29 protein-coding genes are annotated in these 21,810 nt (G+C 40.5%); 21 read left to right on the top strand and 8 right to left on the bottom strand.

The window, feature by feature from the left end; all coding sequences use genetic code 11:
* Nucleotides 1–444 precede the first annotated feature (444 nt).
* From AC3IS6_RS02505 to AC3IS6_RS02415, 19 genes are all read left to right on the top strand, one after another.
* Nucleotides 445–1,212, top strand: a complete 768-nt coding sequence (locus AC3IS6_RS02505) for a ParA family protein (RefSeq protein ID WP_068840770.1) — start codon at nucleotides 445–447, stop codon at nucleotides 1,210–1,212.
* A 4-nt stretch (nucleotides 1,213–1,216) separates the two neighbouring features.
* Complete coding sequence (locus AC3IS6_RS02500; RefSeq protein WP_068841428.1) at nucleotides 1,217–1,633, top strand: DUF3408 domain-containing protein; 417 nt, start codon at nucleotides 1,217–1,219, stop codon at nucleotides 1,631–1,633.
* Nucleotides 1,608–1,907 (top strand): DUF3408 domain-containing protein, encoded by a 300-nt coding sequence (locus tag AC3IS6_RS02495; RefSeq protein ID WP_254796602.1) that lies wholly within the window; start codon nucleotides 1,608–1,610, stop codon nucleotides 1,905–1,907. Before AC3IS6_RS02500 ends, AC3IS6_RS02495 begins: the two co-directional genes overlap by 26 nt.
* Nucleotides 1,908–1,909: 2 nt before the next feature.
* Complete coding sequence (locus AC3IS6_RS02490; RefSeq protein WP_489163321.1) at nucleotides 1,910–2,545, top strand: conjugal transfer protein TraD; 636 nt, start codon at nucleotides 1,910–1,912, stop codon at nucleotides 2,543–2,545.
* 41 nt (nucleotides 2,546–2,586) lie between these two features.
* Nucleotides 2,587–3,405 carry a hypothetical protein gene (locus AC3IS6_RS02485; protein ID WP_489163319.1) on the top strand — a complete coding sequence of 273 codons (819 nt, stop codon included), beginning with the start codon at nucleotides 2,587–2,589 and terminating at the stop codon, nucleotides 3,403–3,405.
* A gap of 199 nt (nucleotides 3,406–3,604) precedes the next feature.
* Nucleotides 3,605–3,910: a DUF4134 domain-containing protein gene (locus tag AC3IS6_RS02480; protein WP_395414085.1), complete on the top strand. Its 306-nt coding sequence runs from the start codon at nucleotides 3,605–3,607 to the stop codon at nucleotides 3,908–3,910.
* Between the two features lie 9 nt (nucleotides 3,911–3,919).
* The gene (locus tag AC3IS6_RS02475) at nucleotides 3,920–4,252 is read left to right on the top strand and encodes a DUF4133 domain-containing protein (RefSeq protein ID WP_149207330.1); all 333 of its coding nucleotides are present in this window, start codon (nucleotides 3,920–3,922) and stop codon (nucleotides 4,250–4,252) included.
* Nucleotides 4,249–6,756, top strand: a complete 2,508-nt coding sequence (locus AC3IS6_RS02470) for a TraG family conjugative transposon ATPase (protein WP_489163317.1) — start codon at nucleotides 4,249–4,251, stop codon at nucleotides 6,754–6,756. Before AC3IS6_RS02475 ends, AC3IS6_RS02470 begins: the two co-directional genes overlap by 4 nt.
* Before the next feature lie 25 nt (nucleotides 6,757–6,781).
* Nucleotides 6,782–7,414, top strand: a complete 633-nt coding sequence (locus AC3IS6_RS02465; RefSeq protein ID WP_489163315.1) for a DUF4141 domain-containing protein — start codon at nucleotides 6,782–6,784, stop codon at nucleotides 7,412–7,414.
* A 3-nt stretch (nucleotides 7,415–7,417) separates the two neighbouring features.
* Nucleotides 7,418–8,419: a conjugative transposon protein TraJ gene (gene traJ, locus AC3IS6_RS02460; protein ID WP_149207327.1), complete on the top strand. Its 1,002-nt coding sequence runs from the start codon at nucleotides 7,418–7,420 to the stop codon at nucleotides 8,417–8,419.
* Between the two features lie 12 nt (nucleotides 8,420–8,431).
* Nucleotides 8,432–9,055, top strand: coding sequence for a conjugative transposon protein TraK (gene traK / locus AC3IS6_RS02455; RefSeq protein WP_149207326.1), 624 nt, complete (start codon nucleotides 8,432–8,434; stop codon nucleotides 9,053–9,055).
* An 11-nt stretch (nucleotides 9,056–9,066) separates the two neighbouring features.
* On the top strand, nucleotides 9,067–9,498 hold the full coding sequence (locus AC3IS6_RS02450) for a hypothetical protein (RefSeq protein WP_149207325.1): 432 nt from the start codon (nucleotides 9,067–9,069) through the stop codon (nucleotides 9,496–9,498).
* A gap of 11 nt (nucleotides 9,499–9,509) precedes the next feature.
* Nucleotides 9,510–9,806 (top strand): nitrogen regulatory IIA protein, encoded by a 297-nt coding sequence (locus AC3IS6_RS02445; protein WP_489163312.1) that lies wholly within the window; start codon nucleotides 9,510–9,512, stop codon nucleotides 9,804–9,806.
* On the top strand, nucleotides 9,793–11,136 hold the full coding sequence (gene traM, locus AC3IS6_RS02440) for a conjugative transposon protein TraM (protein ID WP_489163311.1): 1,344 nt from the start codon (nucleotides 9,793–9,795) through the stop codon (nucleotides 11,134–11,136). Before AC3IS6_RS02445 ends, traM begins: the two co-directional genes overlap by 14 nt.
* A gap of 24 nt (nucleotides 11,137–11,160) precedes the next feature.
* On the top strand, nucleotides 11,161–12,060 hold the full coding sequence (gene traN / locus AC3IS6_RS02435) for a conjugative transposon protein TraN (protein WP_489163309.1): 900 nt from the start codon (nucleotides 11,161–11,163) through the stop codon (nucleotides 12,058–12,060).
* A 24-nt stretch (nucleotides 12,061–12,084) separates the two neighbouring features.
* A complete protein-coding gene (locus AC3IS6_RS02430) occupies nucleotides 12,085–12,645 on the top strand; it encodes a conjugal transfer protein TraO (protein ID WP_489163307.1) in 561 nt (186 codons plus the stop codon).
* 10 nt (nucleotides 12,646–12,655) lie between these two features.
* Nucleotides 12,656–13,096 (top strand): DUF3872 domain-containing protein, encoded by a 441-nt coding sequence (locus AC3IS6_RS02425; RefSeq protein WP_489163305.1) that lies wholly within the window; start codon nucleotides 12,656–12,658, stop codon nucleotides 13,094–13,096.
* A gap of 460 nt (nucleotides 13,097–13,556) precedes the next feature.
* Nucleotides 13,557–14,009, top strand: a complete 453-nt coding sequence (locus tag AC3IS6_RS02420) for a response regulator (protein WP_489163304.1) — start codon at nucleotides 13,557–13,559, stop codon at nucleotides 14,007–14,009.
* Nucleotides 14,010–14,087: 78 nt separating this feature from the next.
* The gene (locus AC3IS6_RS02415) at nucleotides 14,088–14,642 is read left to right on the top strand and encodes a sigma factor-like helix-turn-helix DNA-binding protein (protein ID WP_315242537.1); all 555 of its coding nucleotides are present in this window, start codon (nucleotides 14,088–14,090) and stop codon (nucleotides 14,640–14,642) included.
* A gap of 261 nt (nucleotides 14,643–14,903) precedes the next feature.
* Here the strand turns inward: AC3IS6_RS02415 and AC3IS6_RS02410 are convergent, their stop codons facing one another.
* Genes AC3IS6_RS02410 through AC3IS6_RS02375 form a run of 8 tightly spaced genes read right to left on the bottom strand, consistent with a single transcriptional unit; the run spans nucleotide 14,904 to nucleotide 20,474 of the window.
* On the bottom strand, nucleotides 14,904–15,710 hold the full coding sequence (locus tag AC3IS6_RS02410; RefSeq protein WP_489163302.1) for a PRTRC system ThiF family protein: 807 nt from the start codon (nucleotides 15,708–15,710) through the stop codon (nucleotides 14,904–14,906).
* Nucleotides 15,707–16,432, bottom strand: a complete 726-nt coding sequence (locus AC3IS6_RS02405; RefSeq protein ID WP_489163300.1) for a PRTRC system protein B — start codon at nucleotides 16,430–16,432, stop codon at nucleotides 15,707–15,709. Before AC3IS6_RS02405 ends, AC3IS6_RS02410 begins: the two co-directional genes overlap by 4 nt.
* A complete protein-coding gene (locus AC3IS6_RS02400) occupies nucleotides 16,429–17,604 on the bottom strand; it encodes a hypothetical protein (protein WP_489163299.1) in 1,176 nt (391 codons plus the stop codon). Before AC3IS6_RS02400 ends, AC3IS6_RS02405 begins: the two co-directional genes overlap by 4 nt.
* An 18-nt stretch (nucleotides 17,605–17,622) precedes the next feature.
* Nucleotides 17,623–17,841, bottom strand: coding sequence for a PRTRC system protein C (locus AC3IS6_RS02395; RefSeq protein ID WP_315242529.1), 219 nt, complete (start codon nucleotides 17,839–17,841; stop codon nucleotides 17,623–17,625).
* A 17-nt stretch (nucleotides 17,842–17,858) separates the two neighbouring features.
* Complete coding sequence (locus AC3IS6_RS02390; protein WP_489163296.1) at nucleotides 17,859–18,488, bottom strand: PRTRC system protein E; 630 nt, start codon at nucleotides 18,486–18,488, stop codon at nucleotides 17,859–17,861.
* Nucleotides 18,489–18,530: 42 nt separating this feature from the next.
* Nucleotides 18,531–18,926, bottom strand: coding sequence for a hypothetical protein (locus AC3IS6_RS02385; protein ID WP_489163295.1), 396 nt, complete (start codon nucleotides 18,924–18,926; stop codon nucleotides 18,531–18,533).
* 53 nt (nucleotides 18,927–18,979) lie between these two features.
* Nucleotides 18,980–20,053, bottom strand: a complete 1,074-nt coding sequence (locus AC3IS6_RS02380; RefSeq protein ID WP_489163293.1) for a DUF932 domain-containing protein — start codon at nucleotides 20,051–20,053, stop codon at nucleotides 18,980–18,982.
* Nucleotides 20,054–20,096: 43 nt separating this feature from the next.
* Nucleotides 20,097–20,474 (bottom strand): single-stranded DNA-binding protein, encoded by a 378-nt coding sequence (locus tag AC3IS6_RS02375; protein ID WP_489163291.1) that lies wholly within the window; start codon nucleotides 20,472–20,474, stop codon nucleotides 20,097–20,099.
* Nucleotides 20,475–20,898: 424 nt separating this feature from the next.
* Here AC3IS6_RS02375 and AC3IS6_RS02370 point away from each other — a divergent pair, with 424 nt between their 5' ends.
* Entirely contained in the window at nucleotides 20,899–21,171 is a 273-nt protein-coding gene (locus tag AC3IS6_RS02370) for a DNA-binding protein (RefSeq protein WP_245178996.1), read from the top strand.
* A 5-nt stretch (nucleotides 21,172–21,176) separates the two neighbouring features.
* The gene (locus AC3IS6_RS02365; protein ID WP_149207300.1) at nucleotides 21,177–21,464 is read left to right on the top strand and encodes a hypothetical protein; all 288 of its coding nucleotides are present in this window, start codon (nucleotides 21,177–21,179) and stop codon (nucleotides 21,462–21,464) included.
* Nucleotides 21,465–21,810: the final 346 nt, after the last annotated feature.

Below are 21,810 nucleotides of genomic sequence, written 5' to 3'. Positions count from 1 at the left end.
GCCTTTGAATGCCAAGGACTGTCGCATTAATAAAAGCACATAGATAACTACATTCCTTTGTACAAGAAAGCAGATGCAGGTAGGCAGCAGGATTGCAAGGTAGTTTTAGAACTACCTCTGTATTTATCTACAGAGCAGTGTAGATATTGAAATTGGAATGTAGATAAGCTGCTAATTGTGTTTATAAGTATAAAGAAAAGCAGCTTGCTGATTACCCACCTACAGATTGGTCTATATGTACGCAGATGTAATTGAATAAATATCTCAATATGCGTAGTGCTATCTCAAAGGGTATTACTATAGCGAGGCAGTTGATTAGGATAATACAAATGTAATGAGTTACGCAGTTCGACACAAAACTACCCGTGTATAGGAATAGACAAAGATTTACCTGCCTGATTACTTACATAGTTACATAAGTATTAATAATTAAAAACAATAAAAATGGAAACAAAAAACAAACCCGTATTTATCGCCTTTTCTTCTCAAAAGGGAGGCGTAGGGAAAAGTACTTTTACAACACTTGCTGCCAGCACGCTTCATTATCGTTTAGGTTACAATGTTGCAGTATTCGATGCCGATTTTCCACAACTCAGCTTAATGAAAATGAAAGCCCGGGACTTGGCAATGGTCATGGAAAATGAGGTTTTAAAAAGAATAGCCTACACGCAGTTTACCACGATTAACAAAAGAGCCTATCCAATTATCCAGCATAAAGCCGAAGGCGTTTTGGAGGCAGCAAATGATTTTTTAGAATCCTCAAAAGTTCCAATAGACGTGATCTTTTTTGATCTTCCCGGTACGGTAAATACACCTGGCATTTTGAATGCCCTGGCAGGGATGCATCACATTTTTACCCCAATTACTGCTGATCGTTTTGTGATGGAAAGCACCCTTGTTTTTACACAGTTGATGCGGGATATCATTATGAAAAAAGGTGAAACGTCCATTAAAAGTGTTAATCTTTTCTGGAATCAGGTAGATGGCAGGGAACGCTCCCCTTTATATGATATCTATAACAAACTTATCGATGATTTGGGATTTAGCCTTATGCAGTGCAGCATCATGAACAGCACACGCTTTCGAAAAGAAAGCGAACTCGATGCAAAGTCTGTTTTCCGCTCCACTTTAATGCCTCCAGACAAACACTTGATGAAGGCCTGCCGGTTAGATCAGTTTATGGAAGAATTTTTAAACATTGTTCAATTATAATGCTATGGAAAAAGATAACAAGAAAAAAATCACGCCAGAGATCGACGAGGCGCTTATGATGGATATAATGGCAGATGGCGTTAAAAAGGAAGGATTAACCCCTCCGCTGGAAGAACACAAAACTTCACCAGAGCTGCTGCAGGAAAAGTCTTTGATAAAGGAGCGCACAAGAATGAAACGAGGAACCGATGCCGATTATGAAGCCATTTTTTTTAAGAAGACTCATACCAATGCGCGAGATGGCAAAACGGTCTATATACAACCTGATTTTCATGAAAAATTATCCCGGATCGTTCAGGTTATCGGTGAGGACAAGCTCGCGATTTATGCCTATCTGAATAATGTACTGGAATATCATTTTCAGGAATTTGGAGAACAGATTACAAAAAGTTTTAATGAGAAATACAAACCTATTTTATAAACTAGCCATGAAGATAAAAATTAAAATCCAAGAGACAGGTAAAGAACAATTTCAAAAATTGTTTATGGTCAATCGCTTTCCCTCAGGACGAAGCGGAAAAGTTGTATATCTGCGTCCTGAGTACCATGAGCGTCTGCTGCGCATTGTTCAATTGTCACGGGAAGAAAAAATTACGCTCTATTCCTATATTGACAACATTATGGAACATCACTTCAGGGAATTTGGGGAAGAAATCACAGCTTATTTCAATGAACGCAACAAACCAATTCTTTAATTATGGAAACAATTATTGTAATATGCCTGTTGATAATTATTGTCCTGCTGGTAAAGGATAAAGTTCTTATCAAGAAAAAGACAAAGCAAAAGTCGTCTCAGGCAAAAGTCAATCCGAACCTGCCCGATATTATGGGGCAACCCAAGCCCTTAAGAAGCCTTTCAGTGCCAAATACTACCAATGAAAGCCAAATACAGGAACAAGAGATAAATCGCTATAATTTTGAGATTGAATGTAACGAAAATGAAAACGTTGGTATTCAAATTCCGCAAGAAGAACTAGATGACGTTTTTGGAAATATGCCTGATTTGGAGGAAGAAGAAGAAGAATGGAACAGGTATAGAATATCCAGTGGAAATAACGGTTTTGCTCAAGGGGTTACCTTTGAAGAACTAAGCTCCGTGGGGATGCTGCTGAAAAAGGAAAAATTGGAGCCGTCCCAAAAGGAAACAGCGGCGCTCATAGTCCAGAAAATACAGGGAACCGAATTATTTATCCTGCTGGAGAATTCTATGGAGGACGCTTCCCGAAAAATAGCCGAGCTATTGGACAGCAGCCTTTTTTCTGAAACTGATTTTGGTTCTTCTACTTTGCGGAAAAATGATTTAAGTGAATTTGATATCGGGGACTTTGTCTGAAAAGATAAGTCCCCTTTATTTTATAACGAAAAATAAAGTATATGATGGAAAGAGAACTGCCGGTTATTACTATTGAAGGTACCGACTTTATAGTAGATGTAAACAAACTTGAGCTTATTGAAAAGGCCAATCATAAAAATGTTATACCGTTTGAAAATATGCGTGATGTCGGCGATGGCTATACTTTTGAATACAACCTTAAGAATAAAAACCTTCCAGGGATGTTTCACAATGAAAGCACAATGGTCAGGATTCCTGAATTTATTATTCTAGATCCAATCGGCATGGCGAATAAATACAACTATCCTGTGAACGAGATAATGGATAAATCAGATTTTGGCCTTATGGTAGATCAGCAGGCTTTTGATCTGCGGGTAAACAAAGGAATGCTACCTACTGTGGATATCGCCGGACATACCTTTTATGTTGATATTAGAATGGATAAGCTTCGTCCAAAAGACGATTTCCTTTCCAATGGTATTGTATTCTCGGATATTGAAACATACTACGATTTAGAAAAAAGGACCTACACCATTCCTTATAATCCTAAGACACACGAATTTCAGGAACCTGATTATCTAAATATAAAAGAACTTCCCAAAGATTTAATCGCTGTCAGATTTCCCTCTGAAAGATTACTTGACAGAATTGGCTGGAACAGAAAATATGGATTTGAGATTAGGCATGGTCTGGTAAGGAACGGTTTAAAATTGCAGTTTGCGGCAAAGAATGTTCCTTGGAAAAATACTTTTCTTGTTGATTTGATTAAAAGCAATCTAAAAGCAGAAAAGAAGCAGGAAAAAGCTACTGAGAAAAAAACATCTAATCCAGCCAAAACAAATAAAGGCCGAAGAATATAATTCTGTAATTCCAAACTTTCAAACGTCAAACATAAAATGTTTGACGTTTTTTTATGCTCAAACACTCACAATAATGCCACTGATAGCCAAGTAATTCCACTGACTGCCAATTTGTTACAACGACTTGATTTCCATAAGATATTTGTCCCGATAACCTGCAAGGCGCAGGTATAAATGAGAAATTTAACTCGGTTTAATCATGAAAAAACAAAGAAAAAAAATCCTGCCGACAGCAGTGGCAATGCTGGCAGGTTTCGGAGCACTTGCCCAGGGAAATGGTACGGCGGGCATCAACGAAGCAACCCAAATGGTAACTTCTTATTTCGACCCCGCCACACAGCTTATCTATGCCATCGGGGCTGTAGTCGGTCTTATCGGCGGTGTAAAAGTGTACAACAAATTCAGCAGCGGAGATCCCGATACGAGCAAAACCGCTGCAAGCTGGTTTGGGGCCTGTATCTTCCTGATCGTAGCGGCTACCATCTTGCGTTCCTTCTTCCTTTAAAACTGATATATGAACAATTACAATATCAACAAAGGCATCGGAAGAACGGTCGAGTTTAAAGGTTTGAAAGCACAATACCTGTTCATCTTCGCAGGCGGACTTCTAGGGACACTTATCCTGGTCATGATACTTTACATGGCTGGGGTCAATTCTTATATCTGTTTGTTTCTGGGAGCTGGCGGTGCTTCACTAATCGTATGGCAGACCTTTTCCCTGAACAAAAAGTATGGAGAACACGGACTCATGAAAGTGGGTGCGAAAAAAAGACATCCCCGCTACATCATCTGCCGCAAGCCTGTACATCGCTATCTAAGAATCACTTCTAAACCCGATGCCTTATGAGAAACACAGCAAAGACAACAACGCTGGAAAGTAAATTTCCACTGTTGGCAGTAGAGAACAATTGCATCCTGTCAAAGGATGCGGATATCACGGCTTGTTTTGAAGTGCGTTTGCCGGAACTCTTTACAGTTGCATCTGCGGAATATGAAGCCATTCATTCCGCCTGGCATAAGGCTATCAAGACTTTGCCTGACTTTACGGTAATCCACAAACAGGATTGGTATATCAAGGAAAACTACGCCCCTGATTTGGCAAAGGATGACCAAAGTTTTTTGGCGAAATCCTATCAGCGTCATTTTAATGAGCGTCCGTTCCTGAACCATTACTGCTACCTATTCCTGACCAAGACCACCAAGGAAAGGATGCGCATGCAAAGTAATTTCTCTTCGCTATGCAAAGGTTCACTCATACCAAAGGAAATCAGGGATAAGGAAGCAATCCATCGCTTTATGGAAGCCGTTGCCCAGTTTGAGCGTATCATTAACGACTGCGGATTTATCAAGCTGAGCCGCCTGAGCGAAGAAGACATTGTTGGTGCGAAAGGAAAACAGGGATTATTGGAACAGTACCTAACCCTGTCAGGAGAAGCTGGGACACCAATGCAGGATATCGCACTCGGGACTGAGGAAGTTCGTATAGGAAATAAAAGGTTATCACTACATACCTTGTCCGATACGGACGACCTGCCCGGAACCGTTTCGGCAGATACCCGTTATGAAAAACTTTCTACAGACCGAAGCGACTGCAGGCTGTCATTTGCTGCACCTGTTGGGCTCTTGCTGAGCTGCAATCACATTTACAACCAATACCTGTTTTTGGATAACAGCGAAGAGAGCCTTCAGAAGTTTGAGAAATCATCCAGAAATATGTACTCTTTGGCTCGTTACAGCCGTGCCAACCAGATCAACAAGGAATGGATAGAAAAATACCTGAACGAAGCACATTCATTAGGTCTTTCTTCCATCAGGGCACACTTCAACATTATGGCATGGTCGGATGATCCGGGGGAACTCAAACAGCTAAAGAACGATTGCGGTAGTGCATTGGCGCTAATGGAATGCAAGCCACGACACAATACCACCGATACCGCTACGCTGTATTGGGCAGGAATGCCGGGCAATGCCGGAGATTTTCCAAGCGAGGAAAGTTTTTACACCTTCATTGAACCTGCTTTGTGCTTCTTCACGGAAGAAACGAATTACCACAATTCGCCATCGCCCTTCGGTATCAAGATGGCAGACAGGCTCACAGGCAAACCCATCCATCTGGATATTTCTGATTTGCCGATGAAAAAAGGAATTATTACCAATCGTAACAAATTCATATTGGGTCCTTCGGGTAGCGGGAAATCTTTCTTTACCAATCATATGGTTAGGCAATATTATGAGCAGGGAGCACACGTGCTACTGGTAGATACCGGAAACAGTTATCAGGGATTGTGCGAACTCATCAAAGGAAAAACCAAAGGCGAAGATGGCGTGTATTTTACTTATACGGAAGACAACCCTATTGCTTTTAATCCTTTCTATACCGATGATGGCGTGTTCGATATTGAGAAGCGTGAAAGTGTCAAGACTTTGATACTGACGCTCTGGAAACGTGATGATGAGCCGCCTACAAGATCTGAAGAAGTGGCATTGTCCAATGCCGTCAGCGGCTATATCGAACGCATCAAGCACAATGAGGCATATCCTTCATTCAATGGATTTTACGAATATGTGCAGGGTGATTACCGCAAGGTGCTGGAAGGAAAACAGGTCAGGGAAAAAGACTTTGATATCGCCAATTTCCTTAATGTTTTGGAGCCATACTACAAAGGAGGCGAATACGACTATCTGCTCAATTCCGATAAGCAGTTAGACCTGCTTTCCAAACGCTTCATCGTTTTTGAGATTGATGCCATTAAAGATCATAAAATCCTCTTTCCAATCGTGACCATCATTATTATGGAAGTCTTTATCAATAAGATGAGAAGGCTCAAAGGTATCCGTAAGTTGATACTGATTGAAGAGGCTTGGAAAGCCATCGCCAAGGAAGGAATGGCAAATTACATAAAGTATCTTTTCAAGACTGTCCGTAAATTTTTTGGGGAAGCTATCGTAGTCACGCAGGAAGTGGATGACATCATCCAATCGCCAATTGTAAAAGAAAGTATCATCAATAATAGTGACTGTAAGATCCTGCTTGACCAGCGCAAGTACATGAACAAGTTTGATGATATACAAGCAATGCTTGGTCTGACCGATAAGGAAAAAGCGCAGGTACTTTCCATCAATATGAACAACGATCCCTCACGGTTCTACAAGGAAGTATGGATTGGACTTGGCGGAACACACTCTGTGGTATATGCTACAGAAGTTTCCGGCGAGGAATATCTCGCCTATACCACCGAAGAAACCGAAAAACTGGAAGTGATGCAGCTTGCGGCAGAACTGGACGGCAATGTAGAACTGGCCATTAAGCACATCGCCATGAGGCGACGCGCGAAAGAAAATCAACAATGATTACTAATTTAAAAATAGAAGAACAATGAAAAAAATATTATTTATGGTGTATACGGCGCTTATCCTTGCCGGTGCACAGTCCGTAAAAGCTCAATTTGTAGTAACCGATCCGGCCAATTTGGCATCGGGTATTCTCAACAGTGCCAATGAAATAGTGCAGACCTCTAACACGGTGTCCAATGTCGTAAAAAATTTCAAGGAAGTAGAAAAAGTGTACAAACAGGGCAAGGAATACTACGACAAACTCCAGTCGGTAAACAATCTGGTCAAAGATGCACGCAAAGTACAGCAGACTGTACTGCTGGTAGGTGATGTATCGGAAATGTATGTAAAGAATTTTGGCAAAATGATGAATGACCCCAATTTTTCTGCCCAGGAATTGGCAGCTATTGCTAATGGCTATTCGGCTCTTCTGGGTGAGAGTACCGAGCTGCTGAAAGAACTCAAACAGATTGTAAATTCCTCCAGCCTGTCCCTGAATGACAAAGAGCGTATGGATATTATTGATCGTGTGTACAAAGAAGTCAAAGAATACCACAGCCTTGTGCGCTACTACACCAGTAAGAATATTTCGGTAAGCATTCTAAGGGCAAAGAAGCAGAACAATACCAAAAGAGTGCTTGAACTCTATGGAACTTCAAATCAAAAATATTGGTAAGCTATGGAATTTAATAACCTTCACCATGTCCTTCGCTCCTTGTATGATGAGATGCTCCCGCTGTCCGCCGATATGGCGGCAGTGGCCAAAGGCCTTGCCGGGCTGGGTGCTTTATTCTATGTGGCACTAAAGGTTTGGCAGGCTCTCAGCCGGGCCGAACCAATCGATGTGTTTCCGCTCCTGCGTCCGTTTGCCTTGGGACTGTGTATTATGTTTTTCCCGACAATGGTATTGGGAAGTATCAATTCGGTTTTAAGCCCTGTGGTTACAGGAACCCACTCCATCCTCGAAGACCAGGTACTTGACCTGAACGAGTTACAGTTAAAAAAAGACCAGCTCGACCACGAAGCAATGATCCGTAATCCGGAAACTGCTTATATGGTGTCGAATGAAGAGTTTGACAAAAAACTCGATGAATTGGGCTGGTCGCCCGCCGATGTAGGCACAATGGCAGGAATGTATATGGACAGAGAAGCTTATAAGATAGAGAAAGCCATAAAGGAATGGTTTCGCAATCTGCTGGAAATACTCTTTCAGGCCGCGGCACTTGTCATTGACACTATTCGGACCTTTTTTCTGATTGTCCTTTCCATACTCGGTCCGATAGCCTTTGCCATATCAGTCTGGGATGGATTTCAGTCCACACTCACACAGTGGCTTTCCCGATACGTTAGTGTGTATTTATGGCTTCCGGTAGCAGATTTGTTCAGCTCGATGCTAGCTAAAATACAATCCCTGATTATTGAGAGGGACATTGAAATGCTTGCCGATCCGACATTCATCCCTGATACTTCAAACACCGTTTATATAATCTTTATGATTATAGGTATTGTGGGCTACTTCACCATTCCGACGGTAACAGGCTGGATTATTCAGGCAGGAGGAGCAAACAACTTTGCCCGTAATGTTAACCAAACGGCGATGAAAACCGGAAATATTGCCGGAGCCGGAACGGGTTCCGCAGTAGGAAATATCGGTGGCAGGCTGATAAACAAAAATAATTAATCACAGAAGAAAATGGAATTTAAAACGCTAAGAAATATCGAAAATAGTTTCAGCCAGATACGCTTGTATGCCATTGTGTTTGCCGTGCTCTGTGCAGGTGTCACAGGATATGCCGTATGGCATTCCTACCGTTTTGCAGAACAGCAACGGCAGAAAATCTATGTATTGGACAATGGCAAATCACTCATGCTGGCACTCGCGCAGGATGCATCGATCAACCGTCCGGTAGAAGCACGGGAACACGTCAGACGTTTTCACGAACTGTTTTTTACGCTCGCCCCCGACAAAAATGCCATTGAGAGCAATATGAAAAGAGCTTTCAATCTTGCTGATAAAAGTGCCTTTGATTATTATAAGGACCTTTCGGAAAAAGGGTATTACAACCGTATTATATCGGGTAATGTGCAGCAGCGCATCGAAATAGATAGTGTGTCCTGCAACTTCGAGACCTATCCCTACACCGCCCGTACCTATGCCAAACAGTTTATCATCCGTTCGAGCAATGTGACAAAACGCAGCCTTATTAGTTCCTGTTATCTCGTAAACTCCGTTCGTTCAGACAACAATCCGCAAGGTTTTAATATTGAAAAGTTTGCAGTACTAGAAAACAAGGATATAGAGATCATCGAACGCTAAAAATCAAGATTATGAAACAGTTACTCGATTTAGACACATTCACAAAAGCCATAATCGATAAGGGTTACGATGGCTACTTCCAAACACAAGCCTCCTATGGAGACAAAATAAAAGACAGCATCAGCAGGTTTTTGGAAGCTTGTGATAAAGGAATGGATAAACCAAGGCTACACAACATCCTTATGCTGAAAACTTACCTGCAATGGAATGGTGAGGATAAGCCAAAGGTTGAGTGTTATATGTGGGTAAAGCATGAAGACGGTCTTTTCGATGTAGAAAAAATGAATATTGAAAGAACCGACCAGTATGGACATTCACTGAAAAAATCTGAACTGACAAATCTTACCACGAGGTTAGTTCCTACACTGGAAGAAGCTATTGACCAAGTGTCCGAAAAACTTAATGAACAGCTTTCTTCCCAAAAAAGAGGATTTAGAATGTAACAGCTTAAAAAATGAGAAGTATGAAAAAATTAAGAGCAAATATGGACAATTGGTTTCATAGGCTGGATGAACGATGGCGGGCATTGCCCATTAGGATACAGCATAAATACATGATGTACTTTTTCGCCGCTTACCTAATTCTCACAGCAGGAGTACTATTTAAAGTATGGTATGATGCCGGAAAGCCAGATAACAATATGGTCATTGGGCAAATTGAAAACCCTGTACTGAAAAAGAAAGAAATTCCTGCAGTCTTGCAGGACACATTATCAACAATTTTAAAAAATAGGATTTATGAAAGAAAATGAGAACAAAAAGACGGTTGTTCGGGTTACGGAAGGAAACCCGGCGACAACCCCTGAGGTACTGCAAGACAGTACGCAGAATAAAGCCGATAAATTGAAAAAGCCATTAATATTTTGCTTGATGGGTATTGTTTTCGTTGGTTGTATGTACCTCATCTTTAAACCGTCAGAAGACAAGAAGGAAATTGAGAACATCGGTATTAACGATGTGGTTCCCGAGGCTACCGAAGCTGGAATGCAGGCAGATAAGCAAAAGGCTTATGAACAGGAAATGCTGGAACAGAAGGATGCAGAAAAACGCAGTGCACTGACGACACTTTCTGATTATTGGAATACCGATAACACAGAAGACACAGAAGACACAGAAGACACAGCAGATCAGTCGATTGATGAGCAGGAGAACTATGATACTAAAAAATCTGGTGAAGACAGCAATCCGACATTTAACAGCTACCGGAGCGCACAAGCTGCATTAGGTTCTTTTTATCAGGATGACAATCGTGAAACGATGGAACTCCGCAGGCAATTGGACGATTTGAAAGAACAGCTGGCAGAAAAGGATATGCCTAAAACGGCAACCGTAGACGACCAATTGGAATTGATGGAAAAGTCCTATCAGATGGCGGCGAAGTATCTTCCGACAGGTGCCAATTCACCGGAAGTTGTGCCTGCCAAGGATGAAGCGGCATCTCCAAAGATCTCCACGCAAAAAGAACATTTTGTATCGTTCACTTCAGCCAAAAAAAATATTGCATCGGCCTTATACCGTGAGCCTTCAGACAGTACTTTTTTAGCCAATTGGAGCGAAACAAGAAACAGAAGATTTTATACAGCAGGTTCTACCCAGCAATTGGTACAGCCCAAAAACAGTATAAAAGCCTGCGTAGACGAAACGCAAACAGTTATTGGCGAGACAGGAGTTCGATTACGTCTGCTTGAAACTGCCCAAACGCCCAGTCGTACTATTCCAAAAGGGACTATTGTGACGGCGAATGCTAAATACCAGAGTGGTCGTTTACAGCTAAAAGTAACCTCTGTTGAATTGGATGGCAATATCATTCCCGTTGAGATTACCATTTACGATCTGGACGGACAGCAGGGCTTGTATGTTCCGTACTCTCCCGAGATGAATGCTCTTACAGAAATGGCCGGCAATATGAGCCAGCAGTCAGGAACAAGCCTGATGCTTACACAATCTGCCGGACAGCAGGTTGCCGCTGACCTTAGCCGTGGTGTGGTACAGGGTATTTCAGGTTATTTCGCCAAAAAGGTTCGCACACCAAAAGTTACTATAAAGGCAGGACATCAGGTCTTCCTTGTTTCCAAGCAATAATGTTGAATTCAAATAAATAAAACAATGAAAAATATTTTTAAAACCTTTAGGGCATTAGCCCTGACCATTGGCCTGGCCGTAAACTCTTTTGCACAGGATAGTGCAAAATCTAAAACTCCGCTTGCATTGGGCAAGATAGAACCTTACAAAATGGAAGTTACCTATGATAAAACTTCACATTTGATTTTCCCGACTGCCATCCGCTATGTAGACTTGGGTAGTGAGTACCTGATTGCCGGAAAAGCAGATGATGCAGAAAACGTATTGCGTGTAAAAGCATCGGTAAGGGAATTTGAGCCCGAAACGAACTTTTCGGTCATTACAAATGACGGACGTTTTTACAGCTTCAATGTGCATTACAGTTCCTTCCCGGAAGCAATAAGTTATGACCTGCTAACCATGCAGAAAACATTGGATAAAGCCAACGGAAACGATGTGCTTTTTGAAGAATTGGGCAGCAATTCTCCGTCATTGGCGGGTTTGCTTTTGGAAACCATTTACAAAAACGACAAGCGTATCGTAAAGCATATTGGGGCTAAAAGCTTTGGGATCCAATTTATACTGAAAGGAATTTACATCCACAACGGTAAATACTACTTCCATACGGAACTTGGAAACCGTACTAATGTGCCGTTTCAGATCGACTTTGTCAATTTCAAAGTTGTCGATAAAAAGGTAGCCAAGCGTACCGTAGTGCAGGAACGCCCGATGATACCGTTACGCATTTATAAGCCATTAGACGCAATTAGCGGAAAATCAACGGAGCAAAATGTATTCCTTTTAGACCAGTTTACCATTGCCGATGACAAGATCCTGCAGATCGAAATTTTCGAGAAAAATGGCGGCAGGCATCAGGTACTTCAGGTGGAAAATTCGGATTTGATAAGAGCCCGACTGATTAATGATATGCATTTGAAGTTTTAGTAATCCATTAAAAAACAATATAAAATGAAAAAATATATCTATACCGTGATACTCGTTTTGATAAGCATCACAATGGCAAAGGCACAAAGAATGCTGCCTAAACAAAAAGGACTGGAGGTAAATGTCGGAATTTTGTCCGATGATAAAATCGGCAATGATTACTTCATCAATATTGGAATGACCGTTAACGGAAAAAACGGCAATTATCAGATTTTGGCATTGGAATATACGCACCAATACTACGACTATAAAGACCTCCGCATACCTCAGGAAACCTACACCGCTGAGGGTGGTTATAGTTTGTTCCTCCTTGGTAATGCCCTCAAGAACGTTACCCTTAATGCAGCTATAACAGGTGTAGCCGGCTACGAAAGTATCAACCGAGGCGATGATTTATTATATGATGGGGCGAAAATACTAAACGAGGATAATTTCATCTACGGAGCTGGTGGGCGTTTGACTATTGAAACCTACCTGTCTGACCGATTAGTGATAATCCTTCAAGGCAGAACAAAAGTCCTATGGGGTACGGATCTGGAACAGTTCCGACCATCGGCAGGTGTGGGATTAAGGTTTAATTTTTAAAACAAAAACGATGACAGCATTTTTTAATAAGTTCAGAATAGCATTACTGCCGCTATGGCTTGCAGTCCTGATAAGCACTGTTATATTCTTATCCTGTAATAAGGACGAACTGGAAATACAGAATGACTTCCCTTTTGAGGTAAAGGTGATGCCAGTACCTAAAGAAATTGTAAATGGAAATACCGTAGAAATAAGGTTAACAATTGAGCGGACAGGTAATTTTAACAATACGCAGTATTTCATTCGCTACTTTCAATTTGACGGTCAGGGTACGTTGCAGTATTACAATGAACCACCTTACCAGCCCAATGATTTATATGGGATACCAGCAGGGCAATTCAGGTTGTATTACACTTCAAATTCTACCGTTTCCCAGTCCTTTGAAGTATGGATTTCGGATAATTTTGGAAACGAAAAACAGTTGAGTTTTGAATTTAACAGCAGCGATTAGCATTACCGTATTAATTTATGCCAGCAGTAAAATTTCATATTTTAAGCACAACCCGGATCCGATCTCCGGGTTGTTTTATTTACAGTCTGTTCTGGTATTCCGCAAGATAAACATTGGATTACTGCACAAACGTTACTATATTTGCCCAAAATATAGAAAAACTCTTATAGTGTTTTTGCTTAGGACTCGGTAACTGAAAACTGGTAATTTTTAAAGACTGCGAGACAAATAAGTAAGGACGCTCATGCCATTGGCGTGGGCGCTCGCTTATTCGTGGTCGGGTATACCAGTACCTCAGTTTCCGATAAGTGTAGTGGTCTGCGCCATATTTTTATAATGGTGTTCATGCCGCCTAAACTTAAGGAACATATTTGCGTTATCGGCAGGTAATTTGTAGGGGCCTTTTATTCAAATTATCAGTCATTATTTTCTATAATTTGTTCAACATTAAAAAGGAATAATGGAAAAAGAAAAACAGATTACTATTAGTATAATTGAGGACCATTCAGGGCTTCGGGTATCCCTTCAAAATTTTTTACAGTACAGTAATTTTAAAGTGGTGCTTGAAGCTTCCAATGGTCAGCTGGCTATAGAGAGTCTGCAGATGCTGGAAGTACTGCCGGACATTTGTATTTTGGATATTAACATGCCCGTTATGGATGGCTATCAAACCGCTAAGGAATTGGCAGAGAGATACCCCGGAATCAAGATATTGGTCTTCAGTAGTCTTGACAATAAGAGAAGTATAAGGGAAATGCTTAGTCTGGGCGTTAAGGGATATGTACTTAAAGGATCCGCTGCTGAAAAACTTAAAACAGCTGTAATCAAACTTCATGAAGGGGGATATTATTTTAGTGAGACAATAAGTCAAACTGCCGTAAGCTATTTAGCAGAAAACAGTAATTTGCACTAATACAGAATTACTCTTTGTAAATGTAATGTTCTGCACTATATGTAATTGTGACGGCACTTAATTATAATCTTACCAATAATGTTAACTAACCCGCTGATAGACCGCACTAATAGATTTTATATCGAAATATCCAAAAAAGTACTTTCTGAAAAGGAACATGATATACTCCAAAAGCTTTTGATAGAAAAAAAGACTCTTACCGAAGTAGGAGATAATTACGGGATCAATGGCGAGAGCGTCCGCAGGATGTACGAAAGGACATTTGAGAAAGTGAAGAGTGTTACTGAGGTGCTTGCTGATATAGATTTCTATAAGGAAAAATTAGAGCAGCTAAAACATGATTTTGAATATGAGACAGGGCGGATTAAAAAAAGAAGAATTACACCTGACACTGACTTGAATAAATTGCTGTATGACAGCCATTTCCCTTTTAGCAAGAGAATGTATAATATAATCGAATCTTTAGGGATCAGTACCATAGGAGAACTTGCGGGTATCCCCCTGAAGGATTTCCAGTGTTTAAGGGGATTCAAAGGGAAGTGTAAAAATGAACTGATCGCATTTATTGAGTTTGAAAACATTGAACATCTTTTTAAAGGCTTTTCTGTTTGGAAAACAGTACCAATTAAATAGTGGCAACAATTTATAAAAGCTGTCCAAAATTGCGGTCTTCTTTTGCTTCTTTTCTTTGACCGCTAATGTGGAAAGAAAAGAAGTCAAAAATGTATTTTAGGGATGTGTGTCCCTAACAAAAAACACACAACCGCTTTGGTAAAATGTCAATAGAAGAAATACGGTAAGGTACATTTTACCAATGTGGATGTCCCGATTTTATGCAAAAAGACTGTCCCGACCATCGGAAGGGTCTGTCTTTTTGCCGCCGAAAATTGGTTTTCAGTCTACTTTTATGGGCTGTGAGCGAAAATCCTTCAGGTTAAGAAAAAAGCCCCTGTACTGGGTCATTCCGTTGCGAAACAAACCCCAGAGCAATGAGCATCCCATCTGCGCCAAAGAGGAGTTAATGAACAAATCCTGTTTTTCCAATGCTTCGGACAAACTACAGCTTGGCGTATCGTCCTGTTCTTCGGACTGTTGGAGCAGTTCTGCAAATTCATCGGTAACCATTGGCAGGCTTGCCTCCGTTTGGTATTTCTCTGAACTGGGTTGCTTTATCTCTGCTATGGTAGAAAGCAGTACCTGTCCTGTGTGCTGGCTGTTGCCAAAGTCAAGCCAATATTTTGGCGTATCGCTGTAATTTCTGCAGGTGCTGATATCTTTCAGAATTTCAGCAACTCCAAACCTTGCCTGCACGTTGTCCACACAAGTAATAGTAATAATTGCCTTTGCTTTTTCGGGCAGTCTGCCAAATTTGTCTTTTTCAAATTTTACCGTTTCGGCTTTCCAATTTGTCCCTGACCAGCGGTTGACACGATTGATTAAAGAAACGGATTTGTACAATCCTATTTCGCTCTGCGCAAAACGCTGTCTGCCTAAATTGGCACTCGTGATACTGTCATCATCCCAAAGGCGGACTTGCAGACCTGCGTGTCCGAGTTCAATTAAACTGTGGTTCATTTCCATTAGGGCGGTTAATACTTTTGAGCCTGTACCGCCTGCTCCGATAAGGTTTACGCTAATCGGATTGGTGGGATTAATCAAATTGTTGTCCATAAAATGGACTTTTGTTTTTTCGGTGTTCATCTCAGTAGATTTTTAAGTGTGTTATTATTAGGCTTTAATACTTCTTTCGGAAAGGATTTATCTATATCAATTAGGTCTTTCCAAAGGTTTACACAATTTCCTTTCATCGGATTGTAGTTTCCCAATAAATGACTGAAATAGCTGTTAAAAAAATAACTTTCCCAAGCGCAGATAAATTCCTCTACTGAAGCCGAATTTTGAATATCAACATTTACCGTTCCCATACATACACTGCCGTTTTCATAGATATTGAAAAAAGGGGCATAATACAATGGCGTTTTTTCTGTGGGTCTTCTCCCGCTAAGCAAAGCAAAAACAGAAAGGCTGTTTTTATTGGCAGACCAGACCATTGGCGGTACTTGAGCCTTGCCGTTAGGGATGCCCAAACCATTGACAAAATACATCTGCCTTTGCTGAGATTTGGTGTACCAAATCACTGTGCCTTTTTCACTCGGGTTGATATGCAGAATGCTTGTCGGTAAGATTCCCTTTGGCTTTAAAAAAGCTTTGCTTTTTTCTTCATCTGTATGTAAAGCCTTGGCTAATACACTGGCTTCCTTTACCGTAAGTGGGTGTGCATTTATCGGATTTCCGTATTTGTCCATATCAAAATGTTCGACATACATATCGCTTTGTATTGCTTTGGTTTCATAGAAGACCAATGCTGATTTCGGGATGTATAATGTTTCGAAATTCTCGGTTATATCGTTTAAATTGTTCATTTTGATTCAGTTTTATATTCATATAGTAAACCGCATAAATCGTTCAATAGTGCAAACAGGCGGTTCTCAAAATCAAGGCTTCCTGTTGTTATTTCACTTCCATCAAAGGATTTGCTAATGACGGGTTCTTCCATTGCTCCGTACTCATTAAATTCATTGTTGATACTCTCGGAAAGGCTTTCGTAGAGCCAGCCTTTTGTATCGGCAATAAAGGAGATGTACTTTTCCATTCCGATGGTTTCATTATCAAAGTCATCATTATCGGGATCTTCTTCAGAAATGGGTGCATTTCGAAAAATGCCTGCTGTGGGATATTCCGTAAAAAGCGCAAAGGCATTGCACGCCATCTCCCTGCATTCCTGGTCAAAAGCATCATGGCTTTTGAAGTTGTTTAAACGCTGTTCAAAAAGTAGTAAATTGATACGATTGAATAATTTCTGTTCTATCTTATCGCCAATCTGTTCGGCTTGCCTTAACTCACTTTTACAGCTTTCGGTTTCGTCCGTTTCATCGTCTTGTTCTACCCAGTCTGCCATCATTTCATACATCCCATACAAATAGGTGCTTTCTTGTCTGTAATACGGAATATCGGCTATATGGTACAGATAACTGCAAACCGAAATAAGTAACTGTGCTGTCTTTTTCCGCTTTGGGTCGTGGAGCATTTTAAAGAGCGGAACTATGGGGATATAATACAAGGTGGTTCTTGTATTGTATCGTTCCTCACTAATAAAGAAGTTTTTTTTGCTGTCCTGTACCAATTTGAAACTATCCCAATTGGTATGGGTACGTTTTAATTTGGTTTCCATATCCCACATCGCCAATGCCAAATTATAGGGATAACTGTAAAACTGTGTCTGCATTGGTTCAATATCGTAATGCTTTGCAAGTTTGCAAAGGGACATGTAGAAATCCCTCTGCATTTTTACCGTTTTCTTACGAGCCTGTACAGATTGTACCGTTTTCAGTTTGGGTAGAAAACGGCACTTTAGAAAACCATTGGCAACATGGCTGTCGGTACGGATTTCTGTTTGTCTTTGCGCACCTCGTTTGCATCTTTGGGTCTCTGCATCCAATTGGCGAACCCGCTGAGCTGTCGGTGCAACTGCTCTTGTCGTTTCTGCTGGGGCAGTCTGATAACTCCCGATATGATGTTGTGTTGCATAATTCATCGTTTTACTATTTTTTGTTTAACCTTTCGTACCCATTACACTTTCAAATTTGTACTCTACGGCATCGTCTTTTATCTGCGGTGCAGATACTTTTGCCGTTGTCAAAATCGGGTACGTACTGGCGTAAAAATTCATTACGGCTTCCAAGTTCCAACGTGGTTCGGGGTCTGTCAGTCTGATGTCCTGTCCTTTGTCTCTGATTATAAACACTCGTTCTAATTGCGTTGCTAATAACATAGTTTCTGATTTTGGTGTTAATACTCCTGCTGGTTCTCGTTTTCGAATTCTATTTCCTGTTCTGTGTCCTTTGCTGAGTAATCGGGATACAGTCCCTCTAGAGACGGTTCGGGTTTTGCTTCTTCAATTCCCCCGAAAAGGCTCGGTGCAGAAAACTTGTCAGACAATGACGTTTTACGTCTGCGTATCTCATCAGCCTTGTCGGGAAACTCTGCCATCTCGGGAACTTTCATCCATGCTTCACGGAATCTGCCTTCTTTTTCAAGTTCGTCCGCCTTTGCCATTGCGTCCTTAAACTTCTTGTCTTTGCCTTCCTGTTCTTTCTTGTATCTGTCTTGTTTTTCTTTCTCCATTGTGGATTGCTTTTTGGCTTCTTCCACTTGCTTCATAAAGCCTTCCATGTCTACCATCAAGCCTGATGCAGTCTGTATAGGCGTGGTTATCTTCTCAAAAAAACCGTTGTCAAGTTCTTCGGCTGTTCCCCGAAGATTAAGGGGCGGTATGATATTCTTTGCAGTATCTGCGCACCCATCATTTTGGAGCATTATCGATACTATAATTTTATTTTCTGTCCCTTTTGCTATTGTCAGTTGTAGATTACCTGTAAAATTCAACTGTGCTATCTGATTGAAAAAATTTGTGTTCATCGTTGTAAGATTTTAAAGTGTTGTTTAATCATTTTTTTTAGACTATCTGCGGTCAACGAAGGACTCAATTTTTAATCCTGCCTTTCTGTTTTCCCAATAAACATATTCAAGGGCTCTTTTCTTGATTCTGAACTTTGCACCGTTTACGTTCCAACGCACCTTTATCCTGCGGATAGTTGATGGTGTTCTGAATGCATCATAGGTAATTCCTGTAATTTCTTTTTCTTTTTCCATCTTAACAATCTTGATATATACTCCCTTTTGCTCTACATGGGGATAGTGTGTAGACAGTAATAGATTATTGTTTCTGTCAAAGATTTCAAAGCGTACAAAATCTTTGTCATTCAATATAATACTGAACAGTTCTAATAAGTTGAAATTCCAATTTAACAGTAGGCGTTCCTCGTAATTTTTGTATGTTATAATTCCAATATTCATAGCTCTTGTTTTTATAGGCTACCACCATTTAAGGCAGTAGCCTTGTGGTTATTTTAATTAAGATGCAGGATTTCAGCTCCATCCGTTGCAAATGAGGTACATAGTTCAAAAGCCTTTTGGGACTTTAACTGTGCTGTACCCCCTAATACAATACTCTGTAGTTTGGCTTCATTATTTTTGTAACTGCGTACATTCTGATAGTAGCCAGTCACAGCGTTGTATGCACCAAACAAAGTACCTTTTGTAGTCTCCATCTGCTGTGTTTCGCTTATCATCGCATAGGAAAAAGCATCGTCAACGGTATTTTTAAACACGGTAGAAATTTCATCTTCCGCACCTTTTCGGATTAGGTCAAGGGTTTCCTTGTTTGGGCATAGCGCCAATTCAATAAGCTTTCTTATCTCTTGGTCTGTTACCTTTACCTTTGCCCACTCATTAAAAATGCCTTCTAATTGACTGCTGAGTGTGTTTGCCAATCCCATAATCTTGTGGGCATTCTCGATACGCTGTTTTGCCCCCGAAGTATGTTTGATGCGCACTACATTGGTCATCGAACGTAGTGAAGCATTAAGGGTGTTTTGACAGACAATTCGGATAGGTGTAAATGCAGCTGTGATGCTTCCACTGCCATCATGCGAAGTGGTAAGGAAAATGTAACGCTCTGTTACATCATCTCCATTGCCAACACGGATATAATCGGGTAGTTTGGCTGTGATAAATATGCGTTCTCCATTACCCAATGCCCCTGCTGTTTCATAGAGAATTCCCTCTCCACCCCCTACAATCGCATCGAAAAAATTGAAGGCTTCACGGTTCTGTACGATGTGATAATCTTTACCTACTACGCCTAATACTGTATTGTTATCGGTACGAATATTGGCAAAATAGTTGGGTACTTCCAATTCGTTGTTGCCTATCTCAATACTGTCAGAAGTTTGTATAATGCCCGAACCTTTTGTGTATAGCGGGCTTTTAGTAACTTCATAATCCAATCCTGCGTGTTTGATAGCTTCCTCGCTTGTTGGGTACTCTGAAACAATTTGCCCCAAACCGTGCCACGATTTTTCTTTTACGCTAAAAAATGAATAACGTCCTGTTGTGCTGTTGAAATTGATATTATGTGCCATGATAAAATGATTTAAAATTGATAATTGATTGAATACTTCTTGATTAAAAAGGGAGGTCGTTCTCCGGCTTGTCATTACTTGTTGCCGTGGTAGCCTGTGCCGTTTCCGATTTTTTACCGCCCCCGTGCAGTTTGATCTGTGAGGTGTTGAAATTAAGTCCTGCCCGTGCTTCCCCGTTACTCCCTGTCCACGCCCGTGCACTTACCCTGCCTGTGAGTTCCACAAGGGAACCCTTAGTGAGTATCTTGGCAACCTTGGAGCTAATCCAGTAAGCGCAGTCAAAATACGTTGTCTGCTCTACTTTTTCGCCCGCTTTGTTTCGGTAGCTGTCGTTGATGGCTACGGAGAAATTCACTACCTGTTTACTGTTTGACACGTTGCGTACCTGCGCATCTGATGTCACTCTTCCAATAATTTTCATACTCGTTTTTTTAGTGTTCTACAGTCTTTTTTTCTTCATCCGCCTGCCTCAAAAAATATTTATCCAAAAGAAAAAACGGAAAAAAAGAAAGCAACAAAAAGGTATGGACATTGCGGAAGGCCAAAAGGAAACGGAATAATTGGAGGGGTACCCTTTAGGGGAGGAAACCGTTTATGCCGTAGTCTTTTGGCGGGGGATGCGGCTGGTGTCCATAATACCTTAGCTGCCTTTTTATCCTTTTTCGTATTGGAAAGTGTTCTGGTATGTGGTTTCTATTTTTATTCTGCGCATCAATACATCAATAACAAAACACTGGTGCAGGTGACTCAGCCGGACAAATAGTTCCATAAAAAGACACTGCTGGAAGTTGTGGTAAGTTCTGATGTACTTTTAAATTCTAATAATCAGATTAAAAAAGAGGCAGATGATGAATGATAGTGTAACAAAGGATGACTTGAGGCAATTTGGATTGCTCCTGTTAAATGATATTCGTAAGATAATAGACGAGAGTCAAACGAGTGAGAAAGAATCTTTGGATCCTGAATGGCTCAAAAGCCGGGTGGTAAGAAAATTGATGGATATGTCTGCGGGCTCACTGCAAAATTTGAGAGTGACAGGAAAAGTAAGGTTTAAAAAAGTATTGGGTTCCTATTATTATAATAAGACCGACCTAAGAAAGCTGTTTGGCGAAGAATGAAAATCATGGACTTAGGAGAATTATTGGATTATTTGACTGTCATTGAGAATGACAGCAGACTGAATGTATGGCATTTTGCCCTATTGAGTGCTATTCTGTATTTAGGATACCGTCAAGGACAAAAAAAATCTATAAGTGTTAGCAGAAGCAAAATTATGGCGTTATCACATATCCATACTTTACCCACATACCACAAGTATTTTAAGCAATTGCAAGAAATGGGATATATCAGTTATGTACCATCTTACCATCCTGGTTATAGAAGCAAAATTGATTTACTGATAAAACTATAAAATTTCGTTTGTAATATGTCCAAAAGCACTAAAAGATAATTTGTGTTCCGGATAAAGGGACAGGATCCCAAGTTGCAAAAGGAGCTAAAAAAGCAACAGTAAATGTCAATGAAAACCCGAAATAGTCAAATGACTTTATTTTATCCGAAACTTGTAAAAGGATTCACAGTTATGCGACGCACCTGCTTGAAAGCGGAATACAAGAACTATTAAGTGATAACAACAGCAAAACAACGAAATACCCACCAATTTAAATATAAAAAAACTTACAATAAATTAAAAGTGCGTTTTAATATTTGTAAAAATTTATTTATACATTCGTACTCCAATTTTTGGTCTATTTGTC

It is taken from the genome of Flavobacterium sp. KH_035 (assembly GCF_057839565.1).
This window is presented reverse-complemented; position numbering and strand designations above follow the sequence as displayed.

Bases quoted from the DNA above. Each gene is read 5' to 3' on its own strand.
- AC3IS6_RS02505 (WP_068840770.1), top strand. From the start codon at position 445: ATGGAAACAAAAAACAAACCCGTATTTATCGCCTTTTCTTCTCAAAAG.
- AC3IS6_RS02500 (WP_068841428.1), top strand. From the start codon at position 1,217: ATGGAAAAAGATAACAAGAAAAAAATCACGCCAGAGATCGACGAGGCG.
- AC3IS6_RS02495 (WP_254796602.1), top strand. From the start codon at position 1,608: ATGAGAAATACAAACCTATTTTATAAACTAGCCATGAAGATAAAAATT.
- AC3IS6_RS02490 (WP_489163321.1), top strand. From the start codon at position 1,910: ATGGAAACAATTATTGTAATATGCCTGTTGATAATTATTGTCCTGCTG.
- AC3IS6_RS02485 (WP_489163319.1), top strand. From the start codon at position 2,587: ATGATGGAAAGAGAACTGCCGGTTATTACTATTGAAGGTACCGACTTT.
- AC3IS6_RS02480 (WP_395414085.1), top strand. From the start codon at position 3,605: ATGAAAAAACAAAGAAAAAAAATCCTGCCGACAGCAGTGGCAATGCTG.
- AC3IS6_RS02475 (WP_149207330.1), top strand. From the start codon at position 3,920: ATGAACAATTACAATATCAACAAAGGCATCGGAAGAACGGTCGAGTTT.
- AC3IS6_RS02470 (WP_489163317.1), top strand. From the start codon at position 4,249: ATGAGAAACACAGCAAAGACAACAACGCTGGAAAGTAAATTTCCACTG.
- AC3IS6_RS02465 (WP_489163315.1), top strand. From the start codon at position 6,782: ATGAAAAAAATATTATTTATGGTGTATACGGCGCTTATCCTTGCCGGT.
- traJ (WP_149207327.1), top strand. From the start codon at position 7,418: ATGGAATTTAATAACCTTCACCATGTCCTTCGCTCCTTGTATGATGAG.
- traK (WP_149207326.1), top strand. From the start codon at position 8,432: ATGGAATTTAAAACGCTAAGAAATATCGAAAATAGTTTCAGCCAGATA.
- AC3IS6_RS02450 (WP_149207325.1), top strand. From the start codon at position 9,067: ATGAAACAGTTACTCGATTTAGACACATTCACAAAAGCCATAATCGAT.
- AC3IS6_RS02445 (WP_489163312.1), top strand. From the start codon at position 9,510: ATGAGAAGTATGAAAAAATTAAGAGCAAATATGGACAATTGGTTTCAT.
- traM (WP_489163311.1), top strand. From the start codon at position 9,793: ATGAAAGAAAATGAGAACAAAAAGACGGTTGTTCGGGTTACGGAAGGA.
- traN (WP_489163309.1), top strand. From the start codon at position 11,161: ATGAAAAATATTTTTAAAACCTTTAGGGCATTAGCCCTGACCATTGGC.
- AC3IS6_RS02430 (WP_489163307.1), top strand. From the start codon at position 12,085: ATGAAAAAATATATCTATACCGTGATACTCGTTTTGATAAGCATCACA.
- AC3IS6_RS02425 (WP_489163305.1), top strand. From the start codon at position 12,656: ATGACAGCATTTTTTAATAAGTTCAGAATAGCATTACTGCCGCTATGG.
- AC3IS6_RS02420 (WP_489163304.1), top strand. From the start codon at position 13,557: ATGGAAAAAGAAAAACAGATTACTATTAGTATAATTGAGGACCATTCA.
- AC3IS6_RS02415 (WP_315242537.1), top strand. From the start codon at position 14,088: ATGTTAACTAACCCGCTGATAGACCGCACTAATAGATTTTATATCGAA.
- AC3IS6_RS02410 (WP_489163302.1), bottom strand. From the start codon at position 15,710: ATGAACACCGAAAAAACAAAAGTCCATTTTATGGACAACAATTTGATT.
- AC3IS6_RS02405 (WP_489163300.1), bottom strand. From the start codon at position 16,432: ATGAACAATTTAAACGATATAACCGAGAATTTCGAAACATTATACATC.
- AC3IS6_RS02400 (WP_489163299.1), bottom strand. From the start codon at position 17,604: ATGAATTATGCAACACAACATCATATCGGGAGTTATCAGACTGCCCCA.
- AC3IS6_RS02395 (WP_315242529.1), bottom strand. From the start codon at position 17,841: ATGTTATTAGCAACGCAATTAGAACGAGTGTTTATAATCAGAGACAAA.
- AC3IS6_RS02390 (WP_489163296.1), bottom strand. From the start codon at position 18,488: ATGAACACAAATTTTTTCAATCAGATAGCACAGTTGAATTTTACAGGT.
- AC3IS6_RS02385 (WP_489163295.1), bottom strand. From the start codon at position 18,926: ATGAATATTGGAATTATAACATACAAAAATTACGAGGAACGCCTACTG.
- AC3IS6_RS02380 (WP_489163293.1), bottom strand. From the start codon at position 20,053: ATGGCACATAATATCAATTTCAACAGCACAACAGGACGTTATTCATTT.
- AC3IS6_RS02375 (WP_489163291.1), bottom strand. From the start codon at position 20,474: ATGAAAATTATTGGAAGAGTGACATCAGATGCGCAGGTACGCAACGTG.
- AC3IS6_RS02370 (WP_245178996.1), top strand. From the start codon at position 20,899: ATGATGAATGATAGTGTAACAAAGGATGACTTGAGGCAATTTGGATTG.
- AC3IS6_RS02365 (WP_149207300.1), top strand. From the start codon at position 21,177: ATGGACTTAGGAGAATTATTGGATTATTTGACTGTCATTGAGAATGAC.